Origin of the sequence: Hydrogenophaga defluvii, from assembly GCF_042665235.1 — a bacterium.
Lineage (GTDB): Bacteria > Pseudomonadota > Gammaproteobacteria > Burkholderiales > Burkholderiaceae_C > Hydrogenophaga > Hydrogenophaga defluvii_A.
Genome location: NZ_JBHTBZ010000016.1, coordinates 144,225 through 163,970, shown reverse-complemented (window position 1 = coordinate 163,970; position 19,746 = coordinate 144,225). Strand labels below are relative to the sequence as shown.

Annotated in this window: 19 protein-coding genes; 10 read left to right on the top strand and 9 right to left on the bottom strand. The window is 66.8% G+C overall.

The window, feature by feature from the left end:
• The first annotated feature begins 2 nt into the window (after nucleotides 1-2).
• The 6 genes from ACFQU0_RS07980 to ACFQU0_RS07955 all read left to right on the top strand — a co-directional run bounded on the left by ACFQU0_RS07980 (nucleotide 3) and on the right by ACFQU0_RS07955 (nucleotide 6,230).
• On the top strand, nucleotides 3-788 hold the full coding sequence (locus ACFQU0_RS07980) for an aspartate dehydrogenase (protein ID WP_382199642.1): 786 nt from the start codon (nucleotides 3-5) through the stop codon (nucleotides 786-788).
• 135 nt (nucleotides 789-923) lie between these two features.
• Complete coding sequence (locus ACFQU0_RS07975; protein ID WP_382199641.1) at nucleotides 924-2,396, top strand: aldehyde dehydrogenase; 1,473 nt, start codon at nucleotides 924-926, stop codon at nucleotides 2,394-2,396.
• Nucleotides 2,397-2,407: 11 nt separating this feature from the next.
• A complete protein-coding gene (locus ACFQU0_RS07970; protein ID WP_382199640.1) occupies nucleotides 2,408-3,388 on the top strand; it encodes a tripartite tricarboxylate transporter substrate binding protein in 981 nt (326 codons plus the stop codon).
• A 4-nt stretch (nucleotides 3,389-3,392) separates the two neighbouring features.
• Entirely contained in the window at nucleotides 3,393-4,172 is a 780-nt protein-coding gene (locus ACFQU0_RS07965; protein ID WP_382199639.1) for an SDR family oxidoreductase, read from the top strand.
• 55 nt (nucleotides 4,173-4,227) lie between these two features.
• A complete protein-coding gene (locus ACFQU0_RS07960) occupies nucleotides 4,228-5,211 on the top strand; it encodes a Bug family tripartite tricarboxylate transporter substrate binding protein (protein ID WP_382199638.1) in 984 nt (327 codons plus the stop codon).
• Nucleotides 5,212-5,339: 128 nt separating this feature from the next.
• Nucleotides 5,340-6,230, top strand: a complete 891-nt coding sequence (locus tag ACFQU0_RS07955) for an alpha/beta hydrolase (protein WP_382199637.1) — start codon at nucleotides 5,340-5,342, stop codon at nucleotides 6,228-6,230.
• 3 nt (nucleotides 6,231-6,233) lie between these two features.
• Here the strand turns inward: ACFQU0_RS07955 and ACFQU0_RS07950 are convergent, their stop codons facing one another.
• Nucleotides 6,234-7,220: an AraC family transcriptional regulator gene (locus tag ACFQU0_RS07950; RefSeq protein ID WP_382199636.1), complete on the bottom strand. Its 987-nt coding sequence runs from the start codon at nucleotides 7,218-7,220 to the stop codon at nucleotides 6,234-6,236.
• A gap of 125 nt (nucleotides 7,221-7,345) precedes the next feature.
• Here ACFQU0_RS07950 and ACFQU0_RS07945 point away from each other — a divergent pair, with 125 nt between their 5' ends.
• From ACFQU0_RS07945 to ACFQU0_RS07930, 4 genes are all read left to right on the top strand, one after another.
• Nucleotides 7,346-8,476, top strand: coding sequence for an FAD-dependent monooxygenase (locus tag ACFQU0_RS07945; protein ID WP_382199635.1), 1,131 nt, complete (start codon nucleotides 7,346-7,348; stop codon nucleotides 8,474-8,476).
• Between the two features lie 38 nt (nucleotides 8,477-8,514).
• On the top strand, nucleotides 8,515-9,495 hold the full coding sequence (locus ACFQU0_RS07940; protein WP_382199634.1) for a Bug family tripartite tricarboxylate transporter substrate binding protein: 981 nt from the start codon (nucleotides 8,515-8,517) through the stop codon (nucleotides 9,493-9,495).
• A gap of 97 nt (nucleotides 9,496-9,592) precedes the next feature.
• Nucleotides 9,593-9,988 carry a porin gene (locus ACFQU0_RS07935; RefSeq protein ID WP_382199633.1) on the top strand — a complete coding sequence of 132 codons (396 nt, stop codon included), beginning with the start codon at nucleotides 9,593-9,595 and terminating at the stop codon, nucleotides 9,986-9,988.
• Nucleotides 9,989-10,141: 153 nt separating this feature from the next.
• A complete protein-coding gene (locus tag ACFQU0_RS07930) occupies nucleotides 10,142-12,127 on the top strand; it encodes an EAL domain-containing protein (RefSeq protein WP_382199632.1) in 1,986 nt (661 codons plus the stop codon).
• Here ACFQU0_RS07930 and ACFQU0_RS07925 read toward each other — a convergent pair.
• The 8 genes from ACFQU0_RS07925 to ACFQU0_RS07890 form a co-directional block, all read right to left on the bottom strand.
• Nucleotides 12,100-13,143: a Rieske 2Fe-2S domain-containing protein gene (locus ACFQU0_RS07925; RefSeq protein ID WP_382199631.1), complete on the bottom strand. Its 1,044-nt coding sequence runs from the start codon at nucleotides 13,141-13,143 to the stop codon at nucleotides 12,100-12,102. The two genes, ACFQU0_RS07930 and ACFQU0_RS07925, sit on opposite strands and share 28 nt — an antisense overlap.
• 16 nt (nucleotides 13,144-13,159) lie before the next feature.
• Nucleotides 13,160-13,378, bottom strand: coding sequence for a recombinase-like helix-turn-helix domain-containing protein (locus ACFQU0_RS07920; RefSeq protein ID WP_382199630.1), 219 nt, complete (start codon nucleotides 13,376-13,378; stop codon nucleotides 13,160-13,162).
• 11 nt (nucleotides 13,379-13,389) lie between these two features.
• Entirely contained in the window at nucleotides 13,390-13,902 is a 513-nt protein-coding gene (locus ACFQU0_RS07915; RefSeq protein ID WP_382199629.1) for a cupin domain-containing protein, read from the bottom strand.
• Between the two features lie 379 nt (nucleotides 13,903-14,281).
• Complete coding sequence (locus ACFQU0_RS07910) at nucleotides 14,282-15,034, bottom strand: CoxG family protein (RefSeq protein ID WP_382199628.1); 753 nt, start codon at nucleotides 15,032-15,034, stop codon at nucleotides 14,282-14,284.
• On the bottom strand, nucleotides 15,024-15,500 hold the full coding sequence (locus ACFQU0_RS07905; RefSeq protein WP_382199627.1) for a (2Fe-2S)-binding protein: 477 nt from the start codon (nucleotides 15,498-15,500) through the stop codon (nucleotides 15,024-15,026). Before ACFQU0_RS07905 ends, ACFQU0_RS07910 begins: the two co-directional genes overlap by 11 nt.
• Nucleotides 15,497-16,369, bottom strand: a complete 873-nt coding sequence (locus ACFQU0_RS07900; RefSeq protein WP_382199626.1) for an FAD binding domain-containing protein — start codon at nucleotides 16,367-16,369, stop codon at nucleotides 15,497-15,499. Before ACFQU0_RS07900 ends, ACFQU0_RS07905 begins: the two co-directional genes overlap by 4 nt.
• Nucleotides 16,362-18,665, bottom strand: a complete 2,304-nt coding sequence (locus ACFQU0_RS07895) for a xanthine dehydrogenase family protein molybdopterin-binding subunit (RefSeq protein WP_382199625.1) — start codon at nucleotides 18,663-18,665, stop codon at nucleotides 16,362-16,364. The genes ACFQU0_RS07900 and ACFQU0_RS07895 overlap by 8 nt, the downstream gene beginning before the upstream one ends.
• Nucleotides 18,662-19,642 (bottom strand): Bug family tripartite tricarboxylate transporter substrate binding protein, encoded by a 981-nt coding sequence (locus tag ACFQU0_RS07890; protein ID WP_382199624.1) that lies wholly within the window; start codon nucleotides 19,640-19,642, stop codon nucleotides 18,662-18,664. The genes ACFQU0_RS07895 and ACFQU0_RS07890 overlap by 4 nt, the downstream gene beginning before the upstream one ends.
• Nucleotides 19,643-19,746 lie beyond the last annotated feature (104 nt).

Below are 19,746 nucleotides of genomic sequence, written 5' to 3'. Positions count from 1 at the left end.
CCATGCAGAACGTCACCCTGATCGGCTTCGGTGCCATCGGCCGCACGCTGTTCCAGCGGATGGCCGGTGTGCCAGGCCTGCGCATCACCCACATCGTGGTGCCCCCCGAACACGCGGCCGCCGCACGCGAACACGCGGGCGACGCCCAGGTGGTCTCGGCCGTGCCTGTGGACACCGACCTCGTCGTGGAATGCGCGGGCCACCAGGCCCTGACCGAACACGTGCTGCCGGCCCTGGCCCGTGGCACCGAATGCGCGGTGTTGTCCATCGGCGCTTTGAGCGAACCCGGCCTGCCCGAGCAACTGGCCGAAGCGGCGGCGCAAGGGAGCACGCAGGTGCACCTGCTGTCGGGCGCCATCGGCGGTGTGGACGCCATCGCGGCCGCCCGCATCGCCGGCCTGGACAGCGTCACCTACACCGGCCGCAAGCCGCCCACTGGCTGGCGTGGCACGCCGGCTGAAGACGTCGTGAACCTCGACACCCTCAGCGAGCCCACGGTGATCCTGGAAAACACGGCGCGCGAAGCTGCTCGCCTGTACCCCAAAAACGCCAACGTGGCCGCCACCGTGTCGCTGGCCGGCCTGGGCCTGGACCACACCCAGGTGCGACTGATCGCCGACCCGACCGTGACCGAAAACATCCACCACATCGATGTGCGCGGCGCCTTTGGCGAAATGCAGATCACCATGCGTGGCAAGCCCCTGCCCGACAACCCCAAGACCTCGGCGCTCACCGTTCTGTCGGCGCTGCGTTTCCTGCACAACCGCGTGGGCGCGGTGACGATATGAAGCCCACCCCTGCGCCGCTTCGCGTCACCCCCTCAAGGGGGCGGCACTGGCAGACCGGCAAAGCCGGATCTGCGGTGCCCCCGGCTATGACATTGGCGCACGGCCGTGTCTCCATCTGAGAAAGGCACCCTCTCCATGACCGAACAACTCAAAAGCTTCATCGCCGGCCAGTGGCGCGACGCCTCTGGCCCCGAGTACACCACCGAATACCCACACGACGGCAGCACCGTCGCGCGCCTGAACGCCGCCAACGCCGCCGATGTGGACGAGGCCGTTCAAGCCGCTGAAAAGGCACGCCACCAACCGGCCTGGGCCAAGCTCAAGCACCACGAACGCGCTGGCATCCTCTACCGCATCGCCACCGGCATCCGCGAGCGCGCCGAAGAACTGGCGCAACTGCAGCGCCTGGACAACGGCAAACCCATCAAGGAATGCCGTGCCTTGGTGGCCAGCGCCGCCGGCACTTTCCAGTTCTTCGGCGCCGCCGCCGAAACTTGGGAAGACACCATCACGCCCTCGCGCGGTGACTTCGTGAGCATGAGCATCAACGAGCCGCTGGGCGTCGTCGGTGCCATCACGCCCTGGAACAGCCCCATCGCCAGCGAAGCGCAGAAACTTGCCCCTGCCCTGGCCGCCGGCTGCGCCATGGTGTTCAAGCCGGCCGAGATCACGCCGCGCATGGCGCTGGAACTGGCCAAGATCTGCCAGCAGGCCGGCGTGCCCGACGGCATCGTCAGCGTGTTGCCCGGCAAGGGCTCCATCGTCGGTGACGCGCTGGTCAAACACCCGCTGATCAAACGCATCGCTTTCACCGGCGGCACCACCGTGGGCATGGGCATCCAGCGCCTGGCGGCCGAGAAGCTGATGCCGACCTCGCTGGAGTTGGGCGGCAAGTCGCCCACCATCGTGATGCCCGATGCCGACCTCGACCACGCCGTGGCCGGTGTGTTGTACGGCATCTTCAGCTCCTCGGGCGAATCGTGCATCGCCGGCTCGCGCGCCTTTGTGCACGAAAGCCTGTACGACGAGTTCAAGCGCCGCCTGCTCGAAGGCGTGAAGAAGCTGCGCGTGGGCGACCCCTCGCGCGAAGACACACAAATGGGCCCGCTGGTCAACCTGGGCCACCGCGCCTCGGTCGAGAAGTACGTGCAACTGGGCCGCGACGAAGGCGGCACCGTGTTGTGTGGCGGCGAGCGACCCACCGGCGGCTACTTCGATGGCGGCAGCTACTACCTGCCCACCATTTTTGAAGGCCTGCCCAACAGCGCCCGCATGTGCCAGGAAGAGATTTTTGGCCCGGTGCTGGCCCTGCTGCCCTGGAAGGACGAGGACGACCTGATCGCCCAGTGCAACGACAACATGTTCGGCTTGGCCTCGGGCATCTGGACACGCGACTTCAAGAACGCCTGGCGCATCGGCCGCGCGCTGCAGACCGGCACCGTGTGGGTCAACACCTACAAGGTGTTCTCCATCAGCACACCCTTCAGCGGCGTGAAGATGAGCGGCTACGGCCAGGAGAAGGGCCGACTGGGCATTCTGGAATACACCAGCCAGAAGAGCTTTTACTTCGGCCTCAACGAGCAGCCCAATCCCTGGGCATTTTCCTGAGGACCTGAACCATGCAACGCCGTCATTTGCTGACCCTGGCCGCGACACTGGCCCTGAGCGCACCCGCGTTCGCACAGACCGCCGCCGAAAAAGCCCTGGCCGCCGACAAGTTCACCCTGGTCGCGCCCTTCCCGCCCGGTGGCCCCATCGACACGCTGGCGCGCATCCTGGCCGATGGCCTGGGCAAACGTTACGCCCAGGTGGCGCTGGTGGACAACGCACCGGGTGCGGCCGGCAACATCGGCATGGACAAGGTGAAAAAGGCCAAGCCCGATGGCCACACCCTGCTGGTCATCCCCGCCGGCAACCTGACCATCAACCCCACGCTGATGCCAAAGTTCCCGTTCAACGTGGACAAGGACTTTGTGCCGGTGGCCATGCTGGCCAAGACGCCCAACGTGCTGGTGACACACCCCGGCACCGGCCTCAAGACCGTGGCCGATCTGATCAAGGCGGCCAAGGCGAAGCCCGACAGCCTGTCCTACGCGTCGCCCGGTATCGGCAGTGGCCTGCACCTCGCGGGCGAACTGTTCAAGGACCAGGCCAAGGTCGAGATGCTGCACGTGGCCTACAAGGGCACACCGCCCGCGCTCAACGACGTGTTGGGTGGCACGGTGCCGCTGATGTTCAGCAACCTGCCCACCGTGTTGCCCCACCTCAAGAGCGGCAAGCTGGTGGCGCTGGCCGTGACCGACAGCACACGCACGCCCAGCGCACCCGACATCCCCACCATGGCCGAGGCCGGTGTGCCCGGCATCGTTGTGCCCTCGTGGTACGGGCTGCTGGCACCGGCCGGCACACCCGCCGACGTGGCCGAGCAACTCGCCCGCGACGCGCAGGACATCCTGGCGCAGCCCGCCGTGCGCGAGCAGTTCAAGGCCCAGGGCATGGCTGAGTGGAACCTGCAAACCGGCGCTTTTGGTGCCCACATCCGCGACGAGACCGCGCGCTGGGCCAAGGTCATCAAGGCCCGCAACATCACGATGGAATAACGCAATGGATCTCGGCATTCAAGGCAAAAGAGCCCTGGTCTGCGGCGCCAGCGCCGGGCTGGGTTTCGCATGCGCCCAGGCGCTGGTGCAGGCGGGTGCGCACGTGGTCATCGTGGCGCGCACGGAAGGGCCCTTGGTGGACGCGGCGGAACGCCTCAACGCCACCGGCCCAGGCCGCGCAGACTGGGTAACCGCCGATGTGACCACCGACGTCGGCCGTGCGCGCATTTTCACGCAGCACCCGGACTTCGACATCGTCGTCACCAACGCCGGCGGCCCACCGCCGGGCGATTTCCGCCAATGGAACCGCGACACCTGGCATGCCGCCATCGACGCCAACATGCTCGCGCCCATCGAACTCATCAAAGCCACCGTGGACGGCATGATGGCGCGCGGCTGGGGCCGCATCGTCAACATCACCTCCAGCGCGGTCAAGTCGCCGGTCGATGGCCTGGGCCTGTCCACCGGCGCGCGCAGCGGCCTGACCGGTTTTGTCTCGGGCCTGGCGCGCACCACAGTGGCCAAGGGCGTGACCATCAACAACATCCTGCCCGGCACCTTCGACACCGCGCGCCTGGCCGGCAACTTTGTGGCCCAGGCCCAGCGCGAAGGCAAAAGTGTGGAAGACGTCAAGGCCGCGCGCCTGGCCAAACACCCGGCCCACCGTTTTGGTCAACCCAGCGAGCTGGGCCACACCTGCGCCTTTTTGTGCAGCGCCCACGCCGGCTACATCAACGGGCAGAACCTGCTGCTCGACGGTGGCTCGTTCACCGGCGTTTTCTGAAGCCAGAACGCCCCATTTTTTTCACCCCGCCCTCAACCCTTCGTAGGAGCTTTCCATGAACGTCCGTCGCAAACTGCTCGTGGCTGCCGCCGCAGCCACCACCCTGGCCCTGGGTTCGGGGGCCGCGCTGGCCCAGGCCTACCCCAGCAAGCCCATCAGCATCATCGTGTCCTTCCCGCCAGGCGGCGACACCGACGCCCTGGCCCGCGTGTTTGCCGAGAAGCTCTCGACCCGCGTCGGCCAGCCCGTGGTGGTGGAAAACAAAACCGGCGCCAGCGGCACCATCGGCAACGCCTTTGTGGCCAAGGCCAACCCCGATGGCTACACCTTGCTGTTCACGCCCAACACCATGGCGACCGCACCCCTGGTGCTCAAGCCGGGCACCGGCGCCGTGTACGACCCGGTCAACGACTTCACCCCCATCATCCTGGCCGGCACGCAGTCGCTGTTCCTGGTGGTCAATTCGAGCACCGGTCTCACCAACCTGAAGGACTTTGTGGCCGCGGCCAAGTCGGGCAAGGTGCAGGCCTACGCCAGCCCCGGCAGCGGTTCGCCCATGCACATCCTGGGCGAAATGTTCAACAAGGCCGCAGGCGTGAAGCTGCAACAGATTCCCTACCGTGGCAGCGGCCCGGCCGTGATCGACCTGGTGTCGGGTCAGGTGCCGGCCTTCTACACCACGCTGGGTCCGGTGCAGCAGTACATCAGCAACGGCCGCCTGACCAACATCGGTGTGGCCGACCCCAAGCGCTCGCCGCTGCAACCCAACGTGCCCACCTTTGCCGAAGGTGGCGTGAAAGACGCCGAAGTGGGTGCCTGGCAAGGTTTTGTCGGCCCCAAAGGTCTGCCCGCCGACATCGTGCGCACCCTCAACGGCCACTTCAATGAAATCCTGAAGATGCCCGATGTGCTGGACCGCATGAAGACCCTGGCCCTGATCCCGGCCGGTGGCGCACCCGATGCGCTGGCCAAGGTGGTGGTGGAGCACAACACCCGCTATGGCAAGGTCATCAAGGAAACGGGGATCATGGCGGATTGACGGGCCCACCCCCGTTTCTCGCTCACTTCGTGTAACTCGAATCCCCCCTCGAGGGGGCGCACCCAGTGGACCGGCAGAGCCGGCTCCACGGGTGCACTGGGATCAGACACCTCGCTTGTTGCGCCTCCATGACTGAACTCACGCTATCGCTCGCGGACGATCCCGATTCGCAGATGCCTTTGCCGTTTCCGGCGGCGGTGGACTACGCACGCACCGTGATGGCGTGGTCGCGCGAGCCGCTGCCGGCAAGGGTGGTGGCCACGCTGGACCAGGCCTATGGGTCACACCGTCTGCAGCGTTTTGACGTGTACGCACCTGCCGGTGCACAGGCCGCACCGGTGCTGGTGTTCTGGCACGGCGGTGGCTGGACCAACGGCTACCGCGATTGGGTGCGTTTCATGGCGCCCCATGTGACGGCGCTGGGGCTGGTGCTGGTGGCACCGAGCTACCGCCTGGTCACCGAATGCCCTTTCCCCGCCGCACCTGACGACGCCCTGGCCCTGTTGCCCCACCTGCAACACACGCTGCCCACCTGGGGCGGTGCCCCGCGCCGGCTGCTGTTGGGTGGCCACTCAGCGGGCGGACACCTCGCGGCGCTCACCGCATTGCGCCACACGCTTTGGCCGCGCTGGGGCATCGCACCCGATCTGGTGGGTGGCTGCCTGCCCATCAGCGGCATCATGGACCTGCACGACCCACAACCCGCGCCTGGCAGCCTGGAAGAGCGGGTCTACACCACCGTGCTGCGTGGGCTGGACCCGCAGCAGGATGGCGTCTTCAGCCCCCTGTGCTGGGGCAGCGGCAACCGCGTGTCGTTTGACCTGGGCTTTGGCCAACACGACAGCCCCCGGGTGCAGCGTGGCAACCGCCGCATCTTGCCCCTGTTGCAAACCCAGGCGGCACCGGCCTCCTTAACCGAGTGGCCCGGCCTGGACCACTTTCAAACCCACACGCAACTGCGCGACCCGGACAACGCCTGGTACGGCCGCCTGCGGCAGATGGCTGATCGCCTGGCCTGAGCCTCAGGCGTCGGCTGGCACGGAGGTCGGGTTCCCCATGGCCGCGCGCCGCGCCAGCTCGCGTTTGGCATAGGCCGTGGGCGACAGGCCGGCCCAGCGCCGGAAAGCACGCGCGAACACCTTGTCGGAATCGTAACCCGCGTCCTGCACCACCTGCGCCAGCGGCAGGCGCCCAGCCTCCAGCTGTTCGGCCGCCAGCGCCATGCGGTGCGCCCCCAGGTAGCCCATGGGGGTGTCACCCACCAGGGCCTTGAAACGCTCGCTGAACCGCGAGCGCGACATGGCTGCCTCGCGCGCAAGTGCCTCCACCGTCCAGGCGCGCGCGGGGTCACGGTGCATGTGGGTGATGGCGCGTGCGATGGCGGGGTCGGACAGCGCACGCCACCAGCCGGCATCGCTGGAACCCACGGCGCGCAGCAGGTGCTCGCGCAGGATGTTGACCAGCAGCAGCTCGCCCATTCGGCTGGCCGATAGCCGCCAGCCCGGGCGCTGGGCCAGGGTTTCGGTGACCAGCGCCTCCATGGTGCCGGCCAGGCTGCCGGCCATGGGCAACTCGCTGGCGCGCACATGGATGAGCGGGGGCAGGATGCGCAGCACCGAATGCCGGCAGTAGGCGGAGAACCACAACAGTGCACTGAACATCTCGCAGGCTTCGCCACCACCGCCGTGGCGCAGGGTGAGCGGCGCCTCGTCGCGGGCGCCGGGTGTGCGCTGCGCCAGCAGTTCCGCAAATGGCACGGCCGGCACGTCGGGGGCCGAACCCATGCGGTGCGGCGCGCCCAGCGGCAGCATCACCAGGTCACCCGGTGCCACACACACAGGCGCCCGGCCTGCCACCTCTATCCACCAAGGCGCACCACGGGCCATGCGAATGATGGCGCTGCCCGCCACACCGTCGGAGCGCAGGCCCCAGGGCGCGAACAAATGGAAGCGCGCCGTCACCGCGCGTTCGGCGCGGCAGATGGCCAGGATTTCGCTCAAAACATCCATTCAGGAATCGGGCGTCTAGTGGGTGAAACGGGCTGGACGAATCGTGCCCAATCACGGCGTTGCGGCGGTTGAGCGCAGCGGGCCACGCTTGAACAATCACCCCCATCGTAAAGCCAGGAGGCCACATGGGCACATTGAAAATCGGAATCGCCGGAGGCGGTGTGGGTGGATTGGCCGCCGCCATCGCGCTGCGCCAGCAAGGCCACGACGTCACCGTCTTTGAGCAAGCCAAGGGCTTCTCGAAGGTGGGGGCCGACATCAACCTCACGCCCAACGTGGTGCGCGCCATCGACGGCCTGGGCGCCGGGGCTGCCATCCGCGAGCGCGGTGCCCGCCCCACCTTCCGCATCAGCCGCGACTGGGACACGGGCCGGGAAACCTCGCGCCTGGGCATGAGCGACGTGGCCGAGCAGCAGTACGGCGCGCCGCAGGTCACCATCCACCGTTCGGACATCATCAACGCGCTGGCCGAGCAGTTTCCGATGGCCCAGATCCAATTCGGCAAGCGCATCCGCAGCCTGACGCACAACAGCGATGGCGTGACACTGCAATTCGAAGACGGCGACCAGGCCAGCTTCGATGTGGTGGTGGGCGCCGACGGCATCCACTCCCGTGTGCGCACCGCGCTGTTTGGCGAAGAACACCCACGCTTCACCGGCGTGGTGTCCTTCCGCTCGGTGGTGCCCACCGAACGCGTCAAACAAGTGCCGGAAATCGAGGCCTTCACCAAGTGGTGGGGGCCCAACCCACAGAGCCAGATCGTCACCTTCCCGCTCAACCAGGGCAAAGACACCTTCATCTTCGCCACCACCGGCCAGGAGAGCTGGACCGAGGAATCGTGGACCAGCGAAGGCGACGTGAACGAGCTGCGCGGTTTCTACAAAAACTTCCACCCCGATGCGCGCGCCTTGCTCGACGCCTGCGACAGCACGCTCAAGAGCGCGCTGTACGAACGCGAGCCACTGCCGCAGTGGTCGGTGGGCACGGTCACGCTGCTCGGCGATGCCTGCCACCCCATGCTGCCCTTCATGGCGCAGGGTGCGGGCATGGCGATTGAGGACGCCGTGGTGCTGGGCAGGGCGCTGGCCGGCGTGGCGACCCGCGCCGAGGCCCAGCAAGCGCTGCAACGCTACGAGAGCGCGCGCAAGGAGCGGACCGCCAAGATCCAGATCGGCTCGCGCGGCAACCAGTGGATGAAAGGCCCCGGCAACGCCGACTGGGTCTACGGCTACGACGCCTGGCGCACACCCTTGTGAGCACACCACACCCCACATCAACAACCTTTGGAGACCCAATGAAACACCCCCACAAACGCGCGCTGATCGCGGCCACGCTGGCCGCCTGTGTCTGGCCCACCCTGGGCATGGCCCAGAGTTTTCCCAGCAAAACGCTCACCATCGTCGTGCCCTTCCCGGCCGGTGGTGGCCCCGATGTGGCGGCGCGCGTGCTGGCCGAAAAGCTGGCCCCCAAACTCGGTCAGGCCGTGGTGGTGGAGAACAAGCCCGGTGCTGGCGCGCTGTTGGGTGCCGGCACGGTGGCGCGCGCCACCCCCGATGGCCACACCCTGCTGCTCACGCCCAACACGCTGGCCATTTCACCCCACGTGTTGGCGGCGAGTGCGGTCGGCAACCTCGATGTGCAGAAAGACCTGGTGCCCGTGGTCGCGCCGGCCACCACCCCGCTTGCACTGGTTGCGCACCCGACACTGAGCGTCAAGAACCTGGCCGAACTCAGCGCCCTGGCCCGCACGAAGGTGGACATGACCTACGGCAGCCCAGGCAACGGTTCGCCCATGCACTTTGCGGGCGAGATGTTCAAGAAGTCGACCAGCCTGAACCTGCTGCACGTGCCCTACCGTGGTGTGGCGCCGTCGTTGAACGCGGCGCTGGCCGGCGAGGTGCAACTGCTGTTCGTGGCCCTGGGCGGCGCATTGCCCCACATCAAGGCCGGCAAGCTGGTGCCGCTGGCGGTGGTGGAAGACGAACGCTCCGCCCTGCTGCCCCAGGTGCCCACCGCCACCGAACAAGGCGTCAAGGGCGTGGAAGTGGCCGCCTGGTACGGCGTGTTCGCGCCCGCTGGCACACCCGCTGCGGCCATCACCCGCCTGAACATGGAAATCAACGAAGCCCTCAAGCTGCCCGACGTGCGCGAGCGCTTCACCGGCGCCGGCCTCGAAGTGCTGGGCGGCACGCCCGCACGCCTGGCCGACTTCGTGAAGGCTGACCACCAGCGCTACGGTAGCCTGGCCCGCGAACTCAAGATCCGCGCGGACTGAATTCCCCCAACCACTGGAGACTCCCCGCCACGAAACCACAACTGATCGCCTGTGCCGCCGCGCTGCCCTGCAACCAAGCGGCCCTGGCGCAAGAACTTTGGCAACGGCTTTCAGGCGGGGCGCCACCTACAGCTTCGGGCGCGACAGCGTGAACGCCGGCCCCAGCCCGACCGGCACCAACTGCCCCGGACAAACCACCCCCGACAGCGACCTGTGGCACCTGGGTGCGTCCATGCCGGTGTCGCCCACGCTGACGCTGTCGGGCCAGGTGGTCACGCTGCGCTACAAAAACGCCAGCGACTACAACGCCACCCTGATGGCCTTGCGCGCCACCTACGCCTTCTCCAAGCGCACCAACGTGTTTGCGCAAGTGGGCCACATCAAGAACAACAAGGCCTCGGCCGTGGCGCTCAGCGGTGGTTCACCGGGCAGCAGCCCCGTGGCCGGTGCGTCACAAACCGGCCTGAACATCGGCTTCCAGACCGCGTTCTGATCCCGTTTCTCCAAGGTCATTGCCCCGGGCTCGCGTCCGGGGCTTTTTTTGTTTCACGGGTGAAAGTCAATTTCGCGGCAAATTGATATCACAATAATCACTTTAAAATGATTCACAGAAACCGGCCATCCTGCGCCAGTCAAGGGGGAAGATGTGTGGACACTGTGGGTCAATGCCGGCGCCAAAGAGCTGGCCAATATGCCGTTGGTGCTGCTGCAGTACACGGCCATTCTGGGTATCGTCGGCTTGGTGCTTATTGCCTACCGCGCTGCGCCCGCCCCGGCCCAGCGCACCCAGTACGTGTACGGCGCGGTCCTGGGCGTCGCCGGCTACCTGCTCACCCTGCTGGTGGCTGAGTTCATCCAGTCGCCTTCCAAACCCTACATCCGCAACGACCTGTTGTTTCTGGCCTGCCTGCTGGGGGGCTGGCGCGGTGGTGGCATCGCGTTTGTGCCGTTGGTGCTGGCGCGGTGGCAATTTGGTGGCAGCGCCCAGATGCCCGCCGCGACCCTGGACCTGACGCTGTTTTTTGCCAGTGGCCTGATGGCCCACTGGGTGGTGCGAAACCGTTCGGTGCTGGAACTCCGATGGCACCATCTGCTGCTGGTGTGGCTGGTGCGTGTGGCCACGGGCTTGTTGTCGGTGGGGGTCATTGCCCTGCTGGGCTGGCTGCCCACGTCGCTCGTCTACCAGGTAACCGCGCTGCGCGTGTTCGGTGCCTTGCCTGCGTTGGCGTTGCTTGCCGGGCTCTACACCCTGTTCCGGCTTGATGCCCAGCACCACATACTGTTGCAACGCGAGCGCGACCGAGGCCAATTGCACCCGCTCACCGGCCTGCCCAACCGCCGCGCCATGCTCGACCACCTGCAAGCGCTGTTTGCCGAAACACCCGCACGGCCCCACACCCTGGTGCTGCTGGAGTCGGCCAACTACGTGGAGATGCTGCTCGCGCAGGGCCACAGTTGGGCCGACAGCATGTGGCGCGAGGTGGCCGCCCACATGAACGGCGCCGCGTTGCCACACACCTTGTCGACCTGCCGGCCCCGGGTGTTCCAGTTCACCGACACCGCGCTGGCCGTGGTGTTGCATGGCGTGTCCAGCCAGGAGGTGGAGCACAAGGAGCTGGCCCAGGCGCTGCACCACAACCTGCATCTGATCTGGCGCGGGGCGGGCAACCAGCCGCACCAGCCGCAGCTGCGGCTGACCGTGACGCCGCTGCACAGCACCGACCACACCACCGCCGCCGAAGCCATGCGCGACGCCAGTCTGCTGCTGCAACAGCGCATCGACCTGGGCGAGCCGGTGCACTTTTTCCACCGGGGTTTTGCGCAGCAGGCGGCGCTGGATTCGGTGGTGCTGTCACAGGTGCTGCAATGGATAGACACCGGCCAGCCGCCCATGGCCTACCAACCCAAATGCCACCTCGCCACGCTGCAGGTCAAAGGCGCCGAAGCCTTGTTGCGCCCTGCGCCGATTGACGGCACCCCCATCTCGCCCTCGCACGTGCTGGCCGTGGCGGCCCGCCATCGCCTGTTGCCCGCGCTGGAGTGGAGCACCGTGGTGGCCGTGGTGCGCGATGCCCAGCGTTGCTGGCAGGAATCACCCGGGCTGAGCCTGTCGGTCAACATCTCGGGCGCGTCCTTGTCCACCCCGGGTTTTGCCGAGCGGGTGCAGGCCCTGCTGCACGACGCGCACCTGCCGCCCAGCACACTCACCATGGAGCTGACCGAATCGAGCCCGCTGCCCGATGTGGCGTCGGTCAAAACCAACCTGCGCACCCTCCACGCCTGTGGCATCGCCATGTCGCTGGACGATTTTGGATCGGGCTACTCGGGCCTGAGCGTGTTGGCCCACCACCCGTTTGCCGAGGTCAAGATCGACCAGCACATGGTGGCCATGATCGACGTGCCGCGCATGAAGTCGGCCATACAGATCGCGCTGGACACCGCCCGCCACTACGACGCCCGTTTTGTGGCCGAAGGCGTGGAAACCGAAGCACAGCGCGACACCCTGGCCGGCATGGGGGTGGACACCGGCCAGGGTTATCTGTTTGCCGCGGCCCTGCCCATCCAGGACTTTCTGGCGTTCGTTCGGCAGTCGCTGTTGCCCCGTCAGAGCGCTTTGCCGCTGCCGGCCTGAAGCTGCGCCTGGGCCAGGCTTTTGAGCCGGCGGCGCAGGCGCACGATGCCGGTGTCGTGCGCGTACAGGAACTCGCGGTGGTTGGCGTCGGGCTCCATGGCCTCCACGGCCACGCGGTCCTGCTCCAGCACGTTCCAATGGCGTTGCTCCAGCCGGTTTTTGTAGAGGAAACGCCAGGTGTCGCGCTGCCAGCCCTGCACCTTGCGGCAGCGCCAGAAGAAGACCTCGCTCACGTTTTTCTCAGCCGGGGCAAAGGCGCCCACGATGGCGAAGTTGCCGCCCGGGCCACCTGTCTTGGGGTAGGGAATTTCCAGGTGCATGGTGTGGATGTGGCCACTCTCGCGCCACTCGGTCCAGTCGAAGTTGACGTCGCGCTGGCCCTTCTTCTCGAAGATGAAACCCGTGGGCACATCGCGCACCTGGAACTCGGCGCTGATCTCGCCCTCGCTCATGGTGTGCGACTGCTTGTGCAGGTAAGCCCCGTGCATGGGGTCCATCACGTTGTCGATGACGTAGCGGTAGTCGCAACCCCATTCCACGTAGCACAGGAAACTGGACCACTCCGGCGACGTCAGTTCTTCCGGCAACACCAGCGGCGGTGGCGAGGGCAGGTGCGGGTCGGTGGCGTTGAACAGGAAGATGGCACCGTTGGACTCGGTGACGTGGAAACGCCGCGTGGCCTTGGAGCCTTCCAGCTTGCAGCCGGGGCTGCCCGGCACGCGGGTGACGGTGCCGTCTTCGCGAACCTCCACACCGTGGTAGGGGCAGGCAATGCGGTCGCCCAGGATGACGCCCATGGACAGCGGCGCACCCCGGTGTGGGCAGTGGTCTTCCAGCGCGTGCAGTGTGCCGGCCTGGTCGCGCCACAGGGCGATTTTGTAGCCCAGGCGGCGGATGGACACGGGGTTCTCTTTCACGTGCGCTGAAGGCAGCACCGGGAACCACAGGTCTTTCAAGCCCCGCTCCAAGGCATGGTCCACAGGGTCGAGTTGGGCGTTGATGGCGATGGTGTTCATGTGTGTGTCTCCCGGTTCAGGCGCCCAGACGGGCCATTTCATCGCAGTAGGTCGCGGCCGTCCACGGTTGACCGTTGGGGCCGGACGGGCCGCCTTCGTTCAGGAAGGCCACCAGGCGTTCGAGGTCGTGGATACCTGCGGCGAAGGCGCGTTCGATGCTGTCGCCCAGCAGGCTCTCATAGGCCGTGGGCGGTGCGCTGCGGTTCTGGAAGGTTTCGTTGGACAAGGTGCGCATGGGTGCCTCCATCAGCGTTTGATCTGGGCCAGCGGGTGGCTGGGCGGGTAGGTGGGGGTGACCGGTTTGGCGTTGCCCACGATCACACACATCAGCGCTTCTTCGTCGCCGATGTTGATGACACCCCGGTACACGCCCACCGGCCAGGAGATGAGGTCGCGTTCACCGGCCTCCATTTCCCAGGTTTCGCCATTGAGCTCGGCGATCAGCTTGACGCGGCCGCGCAGCACGAAGAACACCTCTTCCACGTCGGTGTGGATGTGCAGCGGGCCTTCGGCGCCGGCCGGCAGGATCATGGTGGAGAAGGTGAAGTGCTCGGCCGGCACGGTGTTCTCGTCGCTGGCCACACCGGTGGCGCCGGTGCCCACATAGCGCATCTGGGCGCGGCGGTATTTCGGGTCGAGGTCGGCCTGGAACTTCAGGGCGTCCCAGTCGTAGCGCCGGGTGGCGCGGGTGGCCACGCGGCTTGTCATCCATTGCGAGAGGTTCATGCCGGCGGGCGGCTGGTAGGTGGCGGTGCTCATCAACAACTCCTGGTGTGGCGGTTTACTCGTTCCACAAAAGAAACAACAACTCTTTTGTGAAACGTGCTGCCATTACATCGCCAGCAACTCCAGACAACAAGCGCCAAAGCACACACTTTTGAGCCGAAGTGCTGGCAAGTTGATCTGCATCAAACCGCTTTTTCACACCCAAAACAGCCGGTTTACCGGTGTGCTTTTCACCCTAGGGATTACCCGTCCCGCGCGTGCACTGATGGCCTGAATCAAAAACACTGATTGGTCAGTTGCAGCATTTCAGCCTACGCTGTGACCACAACATCTGCAACAACAGACCGCACACCTTTCCTCGCGCCCGATCCCGTTCGCTGGCTTCGGCGCCCCGGACGGTGGAACGCTTGCCTTAAACCAGGCTGCGCAGCCACGCCGCGCATTCGGGCGCCGCCTGCACCGGCCAGCTCACCACGATGCGGGTGTCGCCACGCTGCACTTCCACGCGGATGTCTTGACGGGCACCGAACAGGCGGGCCCAGAAGCCGGGCGCGGGCACCTGCCTGGCCCCTGCGGGCACGGCCAGCGGTGCGACCTGTGCCACAACAGACACAGCAGCAGGAGCGGTGGCGGGCACGGGGGCCGAAGCCGTTGCAACCGCTGGTGCCACGACCGGCGCCTTGTCGAATGCAGTGCGCGCGGACACCACAGACCCCTCGCCCGTTGCCAGACGCGCGGCGGCATTCACGCCGAACTCGTCCCACAGCCGATCGGCCTTGGTTTTCATCACGCCCAGGCCGAAAGTGCCCATGCGCCCCAGCACATCGACCTTGACCTTCATGCGCAGCTCGGTGCCGCCACCGTCGCGCTCGGCCAGCCACATCTCGCTGACCTGCTTGAGCGAGCTGGCCACCGAGGTGTCCTCACCGGTGCCTTCGGCGCGCAGGTAGCGTGGCTCGTCGCGTTCGACGATGCGGGTCTTGAGCTTGAAGCGCGCGCTGATGAAGGAGATCTTCACCTTCATCACGGCCACGTACTCGCTGTCGCTGATGACCTCGATGGATTCCATGCCGGGCACACAGGCGCCCATGGCGTTGGGGTCGAGCAGCAGGGCCCACACGCGCGCGGGTGGCGCGTCCAGGGACAGGGTCTTTTCAATTTCCATGCATCTTCTCCGAAGCGTCGAGAACGGACTCGACGATCTGCGCGTAACCGGTGCAGCGGCACAGGTTGCCGTTGAGGCCGTGGCGTACCTCGTCCACCGTGGGCCGGGGGTTGTCTTTCAACATCGAGCAGGTGGCCATCACCATGCCCGGCGTGCAGTAGCCGCACTGCAGGCCGCCGCAGCGCATGAAACTTTCCTGTATCGGGTGCAAGCTGTCGCCCTGCGACAGGCCTTCGATGGTGGTGATGGCCTTGCCCTTGGCCTGCACCGCCAGACTCAGGCAGGACTTCACCACCTTGCCGTCCACCAGCACCGAGCAGGCACCGCAAATGCCGGTTTCGCAACCGCGCTTGGTGCCGGGCAGGGCCAGGTCGTCGCGCAGGAAATCGCTCAGCAGGCGGCGGGCGGGCACGGTGGCTTGCACGGCCTCGCCGTTGACGGTGAGGGATATCGTGTGTTGGCTCATGGCTGCTCCTGGGTCAGGCCAAACAGTTGGGCGAGGCTGCGACGTGCAACCACACCCATGATGTGGCGGCGGTAGTCGGCGCTGCCGCGCGCGTCGTCCACCGGCGTGATGTCGGCGGCCACGATGGCAGCGGCTTCGGCGATCAGGTCGGCGGTGATGGTCTGGCCGACCAGGCAGGCTTCGGCACTCGCCACACGGGTGGGGACGGGGGTAGATGCGCCAACCGCAATGCGCACCTCCGTGCACACGCTGCCTTGCCGCCGTGCGAGCAGCGCCACACTGGCCAGCGGCCGGTGTTCGGCGGCGGTGCGCAGGTGGCGGGTGTAAAGGCCGGTGGCATCGGGCGCGAGCGGAGGCACGCGGATCTCGGTCAGCAGCTCGTCCGGCTCCAGTGCGGTGGTGTAGTAGTCCACCAGGAAGTCGGCCATGGGCAACACACGGTCGCCACGAGCGCTGCTCAGCACCACCTGCGCATCGAGCGCCAGCAGGCAGCCGGGCGGATCGGTGGCGGGGTCGGCATAGCAGAGGTTGCCACCGAGGGTGCCCTGGTGGCGCACCTGTGGGTTGGCCACGCGCGAGGCCATGCTGGCCAGCATGGGCCACTGCGCGCGGATCAACGACGAAGCGGCCACCTCGGCGTGGGTGCACAAGGCACCAATGCGCAGCCAACCGCTGCCATCGGCGCTGATGCCACGCAGCGGCTGCAGGTGGCCCACCGATACCAGGTGGCTGGGTGTGAGCATGCGCTGGCGCATCGCCAGCATCAGCGCTGTGCCGCCAGCGATGACGCGGCAGTCTTCGCCCAGGTCGGCCACCATTTGGCTGGCCTCGGCCACGCTGGTGGGTTCGAGGAAATCAAAATCAAGCATGCTGGCTCTCCGGACGTTGGGCGCGCAACGCGGCCAGCACCTTCTCGGGTGTGATGGGCAGATCGGTGATGCGCACGCCCACGGCGTCAAACACCGCGTTGGCGATGGCAGGTGCGCCCGGCAGGATGGCGGTTTCGCTTGCGCCCTTGGCGCCCAGCGGGCCATTGGGGTCGTTGGATTCCACCAGCCCGCCGCGCAGCAGCGGAATGGCGTCGGCGGTGGGCATGTTGTAGTCGGCAAAGTTGCCGTTGGCGATGCGCCCGCCTTCCACCTGCAGCTGTTCGTACAACGCCCAGCCGAAAGCCTGGGCCGTGGCACCGTTGCTCTGGCCGTGGATGGCCAGCGGGTTGAAGGCCTTGCCGCAGTCGTCGGAGACAAAGCTGTCCACCACACTCACCTGGCCGGTTTCCGTGTCCACCTCCACTTCCACCACCTGCGCGGCAAACGAGTAGGCGGCGGCAATGTTGCCCATCAGCGTGGCGGGATCGAACATCTGGGTTTGTGGGTCCCAGCTGCCGCTGACTTGCAGGCCTTCGCCGCCATGACGCCAGATGTGCTGACGCACCACGTCGCCCAGCGGCTTGGCGCGTGTGGGTTCGCCAATCACGCGCACCTGGCAGTCGGCGATTTCGAGTTGCTCGGCTTCACAGCCGAGCAGGCCGGCGGCCACGTCGAACAGCTGCGCCTTGGCTTTGCGTCCGGCCACCAGGGCGGCGTTGCCGCCTGACATGGTGACGCGCGACGCCAGTGTGCCGATGGCGAACGGCGAGGTGTCGGTGTCCGGTGGCGCCACGTGCACGTGGGCCAGCGGGATGTTCAGTTCGTGCGCCACCACCTGTGCCAGCATGGTGGCCGCTCCCTGGCCCATGTCGCATTCACCGCTGAGCACCACCGCGCGGCCGTCTTCGTTGAGACGCAGCACCACGGTCGAGCCGTCCCAGTTGCCCATGGTGCGGTTGCCGCTCACGTGCATGGCGGCGGCCACGCCGACGCCACGGCGTTTGACGCCGGTCTGGCCGGCGGCACTGCGGGCACGCCGTGTGTGCCAGTCCATGGCTTTGGTGCACTGGTCCAGGCATTCGCGCAGCCCCGTGCTGCCGATCTTCCAGCCGTGCACCGAGGTGTCGCCAGCCTGCATCGCGTTGAGCTTGTGCACGGCCACCGGGTCCAGCCCCAGCTCGCGTGCCATGGTGTCGATGTGGCTGTTGAGAGCAAACAGCATCTGCGTGCCACCAAAACCCCGGAACGCGCCGTGAGGCGGCGTGTGGGTGTAGACCAGGGTAGCGTGCGAGCGCACGTGCTGCAGGCGGTGCATGTTGTCGCTGCGCATGGCGCTCACGTGCATCACCTCGGGCGACAGGCCCGCGTAGGCGCCGCACTCGGCCACGATGCGCACGTCTTTGGCCACGATGCGGCCATCACGTTTCATGCCCAGCTTGAGGGTGATGCGCTCCGGCACGCTGCTGGGCGTGGCGAGAAAGTCTTCCAGCCGGTTGTTCACCAGCCTCACGGGCTTGCCCGTCTTGAGCGCGAGCAGGCCACACACCAGCTGGTTGTCGTCTTCGACGATCTTGCCGCCGAAGCCGCCACCCGTCATGGCCTGCATCACCCGCACGCGCGAGACCGGCAGGCCCAACACGGTGGCGATGCGGCCGCGCGCGAGGAACACCGACTGCGTTGAGGTCCAGACCTGCAAGCGGCCGTCGCCATCCAACGCGGCCACGGTGGCCATGGGCTCCAGGTAGCCGGGGTACTGCGCGTGGGTGGAATAGGTCGCCTCATGGATCAGGTCGGCCTCGGCAAAGCCTGCTTCCACACTGCCGCGTTCGAAACGGATTTCGTGCGCGATGTTGTTGCGGCCCGGGTGCACGCCCGGCGCTTCCTCGTCCAGCGCCTCGTCGGGCGTGAAGATGGCGGGCAGCTCTTCGTACTCGATCTGGATGAGATCCAGCGCGTCGCGTGCAATCTCGTCGGACGTGGCGGCCACAGCGGCGACCTCCTCGCCCGCAAAGCGCACCACGCCTTTGGCCAGCACAGCGCGTTCCTTTTTGTGCACGCCCCACAAGGTGTCGGGCGCGTCGTCGCCGGTCAATACGGCCTTCACGCCCGGCAGCGCGCGCGCCGCCGAGGTGTCGATGGAGACGATGCGCGCGTGCGGGTAGGGGCTGCGCAGCACCTTGCCGTGCAACATGCCCGGCAGCTTGACGTCGCCCGCGTACACCGCGCGGCCCGACACCTTGGCACGGGCGGAGAGTTGGGGCACCTCCGTGCCCAGGGTCGAGGCGCTCATGGTCATTCGGCGGTGACGCCCAGTTCCTTGATGAGCTTGCCCATCTGCTCGTGCTCGGTGGCATTGGTCTTGCCGAGCACGTCGGGAGCGCCACCGGCGGGCAGGGCGCCGAATGTGGCCATCTTCTCCACCACGTCGGGCATCTTCACGATCTCGTTGAGGTGGGTGTTGAGCAACTTGATCACGTCCGCCGGCGTGCCCTTGGGCGCAAAGAAGCCGTTCCACGCGCCCACCACCACGTCCTTGTGGCCCTGTTCGGCCAGCGTGGGGATGTTGGGTGCCAACGGCGAACGCTTGGCATCGGCAATGGCCAGAGGGACCAGCTTGCCAGTGGCCACGTACTGGGTGATGGGACCGAGCGTGACCCAAGCCGTGGCCACATGGCCGCCAACCACGTCATTGACCGACGGACCCACACCCCGGTACGGCACGTGCGCGATCTTCACGCCCGCGCTGCGGTTGAGCCATTCGGCGACGACGTGCATGGGCGAGCCCGCCCCCGGGCTGGCGTAGCTGAACGGCTTACCGGCCTTCACGGCGGCGACCATGTCCGGCACGGTTTTCACGCCAGCGCTGGGGTGAGCCACCAACACCAGCGGCTGTGTCGCCATCTTGATCACCGGCTCGAAGCCATGGAGCACGTCGTACTGGTTGCCCGCCGACAGCTTCATCACAAAAGGCGCGGTGGTGAAGGGGTTGGGCGTGAACAACAGGGTGTAGCCGTCGGCCTTGGCTTTGCCCACAAAACTGTTGCCCACCGTGCCACCGGCCCCGGGCTTGTTCTCCACGATGACCGGCTGCTTGAGGCGCTGCGAGAGCTTGTCGGCAAACAGGCGCGCCATGGCGTCGGTGTCGCCGCCCGGCGGGTAACCCACCACCACGCTGATGGGTTTTTCGGGGTAGCTCTGCGCATTCGCGGCACCGGCGACCACGGCGCCGACGGCCATGACAACGGCCAAACACTGACGACGATCCAGTTTCATCTTTCACTCCTGAGAGGCGAGGCACATGGGGGAGGTCCAGCCGACGGCAGGCCGGCGTGGCACGGTGTGCGCACAAACGTGGGACACGCTTTCGACGCGTCGCC

What these genes read in the sequence shown, in the direction of transcription:
- ACFQU0_RS07910 (WP_382199628.1), bottom strand. Translation starts at nt 15,034, where the DNA reads ATGGAAATTGAAAAGACCCTGTCCCTGGACGCGCCACCCGCGCGCGTG.
- ACFQU0_RS07920 (WP_382199630.1), bottom strand. Translation starts at nt 13,378, where the DNA reads ATGCGCACCTTGTCCAACGAAACCTTCCAGAACCGCAGCGCACCGCCC.
- ACFQU0_RS07895 (WP_382199625.1), bottom strand. Translation starts at nt 18,665, where the DNA reads ATGACCATGAGCGCCTCGACCCTGGGCACGGAGGTGCCCCAACTCTCC.
- ACFQU0_RS07905 (WP_382199627.1), bottom strand. Translation starts at nt 15,500, where the DNA reads ATGAGCCAACACACGATATCCCTCACCGTCAACGGCGAGGCCGTGCAA.
- ACFQU0_RS07890 (WP_382199624.1), bottom strand. Translation starts at nt 19,642, where the DNA reads ATGAAACTGGATCGTCGTCAGTGTTTGGCCGTTGTCATGGCCGTCGGC.
- ACFQU0_RS07965 (WP_382199639.1), top strand. Translation starts at nt 3,393, where the DNA reads ATGGATCTCGGCATTCAAGGCAAAAGAGCCCTGGTCTGCGGCGCCAGC.
- ACFQU0_RS07970 (WP_382199640.1), top strand. Translation starts at nt 2,408, where the DNA reads ATGCAACGCCGTCATTTGCTGACCCTGGCCGCGACACTGGCCCTGAGC.
- ACFQU0_RS07955 (WP_382199637.1), top strand. Translation starts at nt 5,340, where the DNA reads ATGACTGAACTCACGCTATCGCTCGCGGACGATCCCGATTCGCAGATG.
- ACFQU0_RS07915 (WP_382199629.1), bottom strand. Translation starts at nt 13,902, where the DNA reads ATGAGCACCGCCACCTACCAGCCGCCCGCCGGCATGAACCTCTCGCAA.
- ACFQU0_RS07945 (WP_382199635.1), top strand. Translation starts at nt 7,346, where the DNA reads ATGGGCACATTGAAAATCGGAATCGCCGGAGGCGGTGTGGGTGGATTG.
- ACFQU0_RS07980 (WP_382199642.1), top strand. Translation starts at nt 3, where the DNA reads ATGCAGAACGTCACCCTGATCGGCTTCGGTGCCATCGGCCGCACGCTG.
- ACFQU0_RS07950 (WP_382199636.1), bottom strand. Translation starts at nt 7,220, where the DNA reads ATGGATGTTTTGAGCGAAATCCTGGCCATCTGCCGCGCCGAACGCGCG.
- ACFQU0_RS07940 (WP_382199634.1), top strand. Translation starts at nt 8,515, where the DNA reads ATGAAACACCCCCACAAACGCGCGCTGATCGCGGCCACGCTGGCCGCC.
- ACFQU0_RS07925 (WP_382199631.1), bottom strand. Translation starts at nt 13,143, where the DNA reads ATGAACACCATCGCCATCAACGCCCAACTCGACCCTGTGGACCATGCC.
- ACFQU0_RS07975 (WP_382199641.1), top strand. Translation starts at nt 924, where the DNA reads ATGACCGAACAACTCAAAAGCTTCATCGCCGGCCAGTGGCGCGACGCC.
- ACFQU0_RS07960 (WP_382199638.1), top strand. Translation starts at nt 4,228, where the DNA reads ATGAACGTCCGTCGCAAACTGCTCGTGGCTGCCGCCGCAGCCACCACC.
- ACFQU0_RS07900 (WP_382199626.1), bottom strand. Translation starts at nt 16,369, where the DNA reads ATGCTTGATTTTGATTTCCTCGAACCCACCAGCGTGGCCGAGGCCAGC.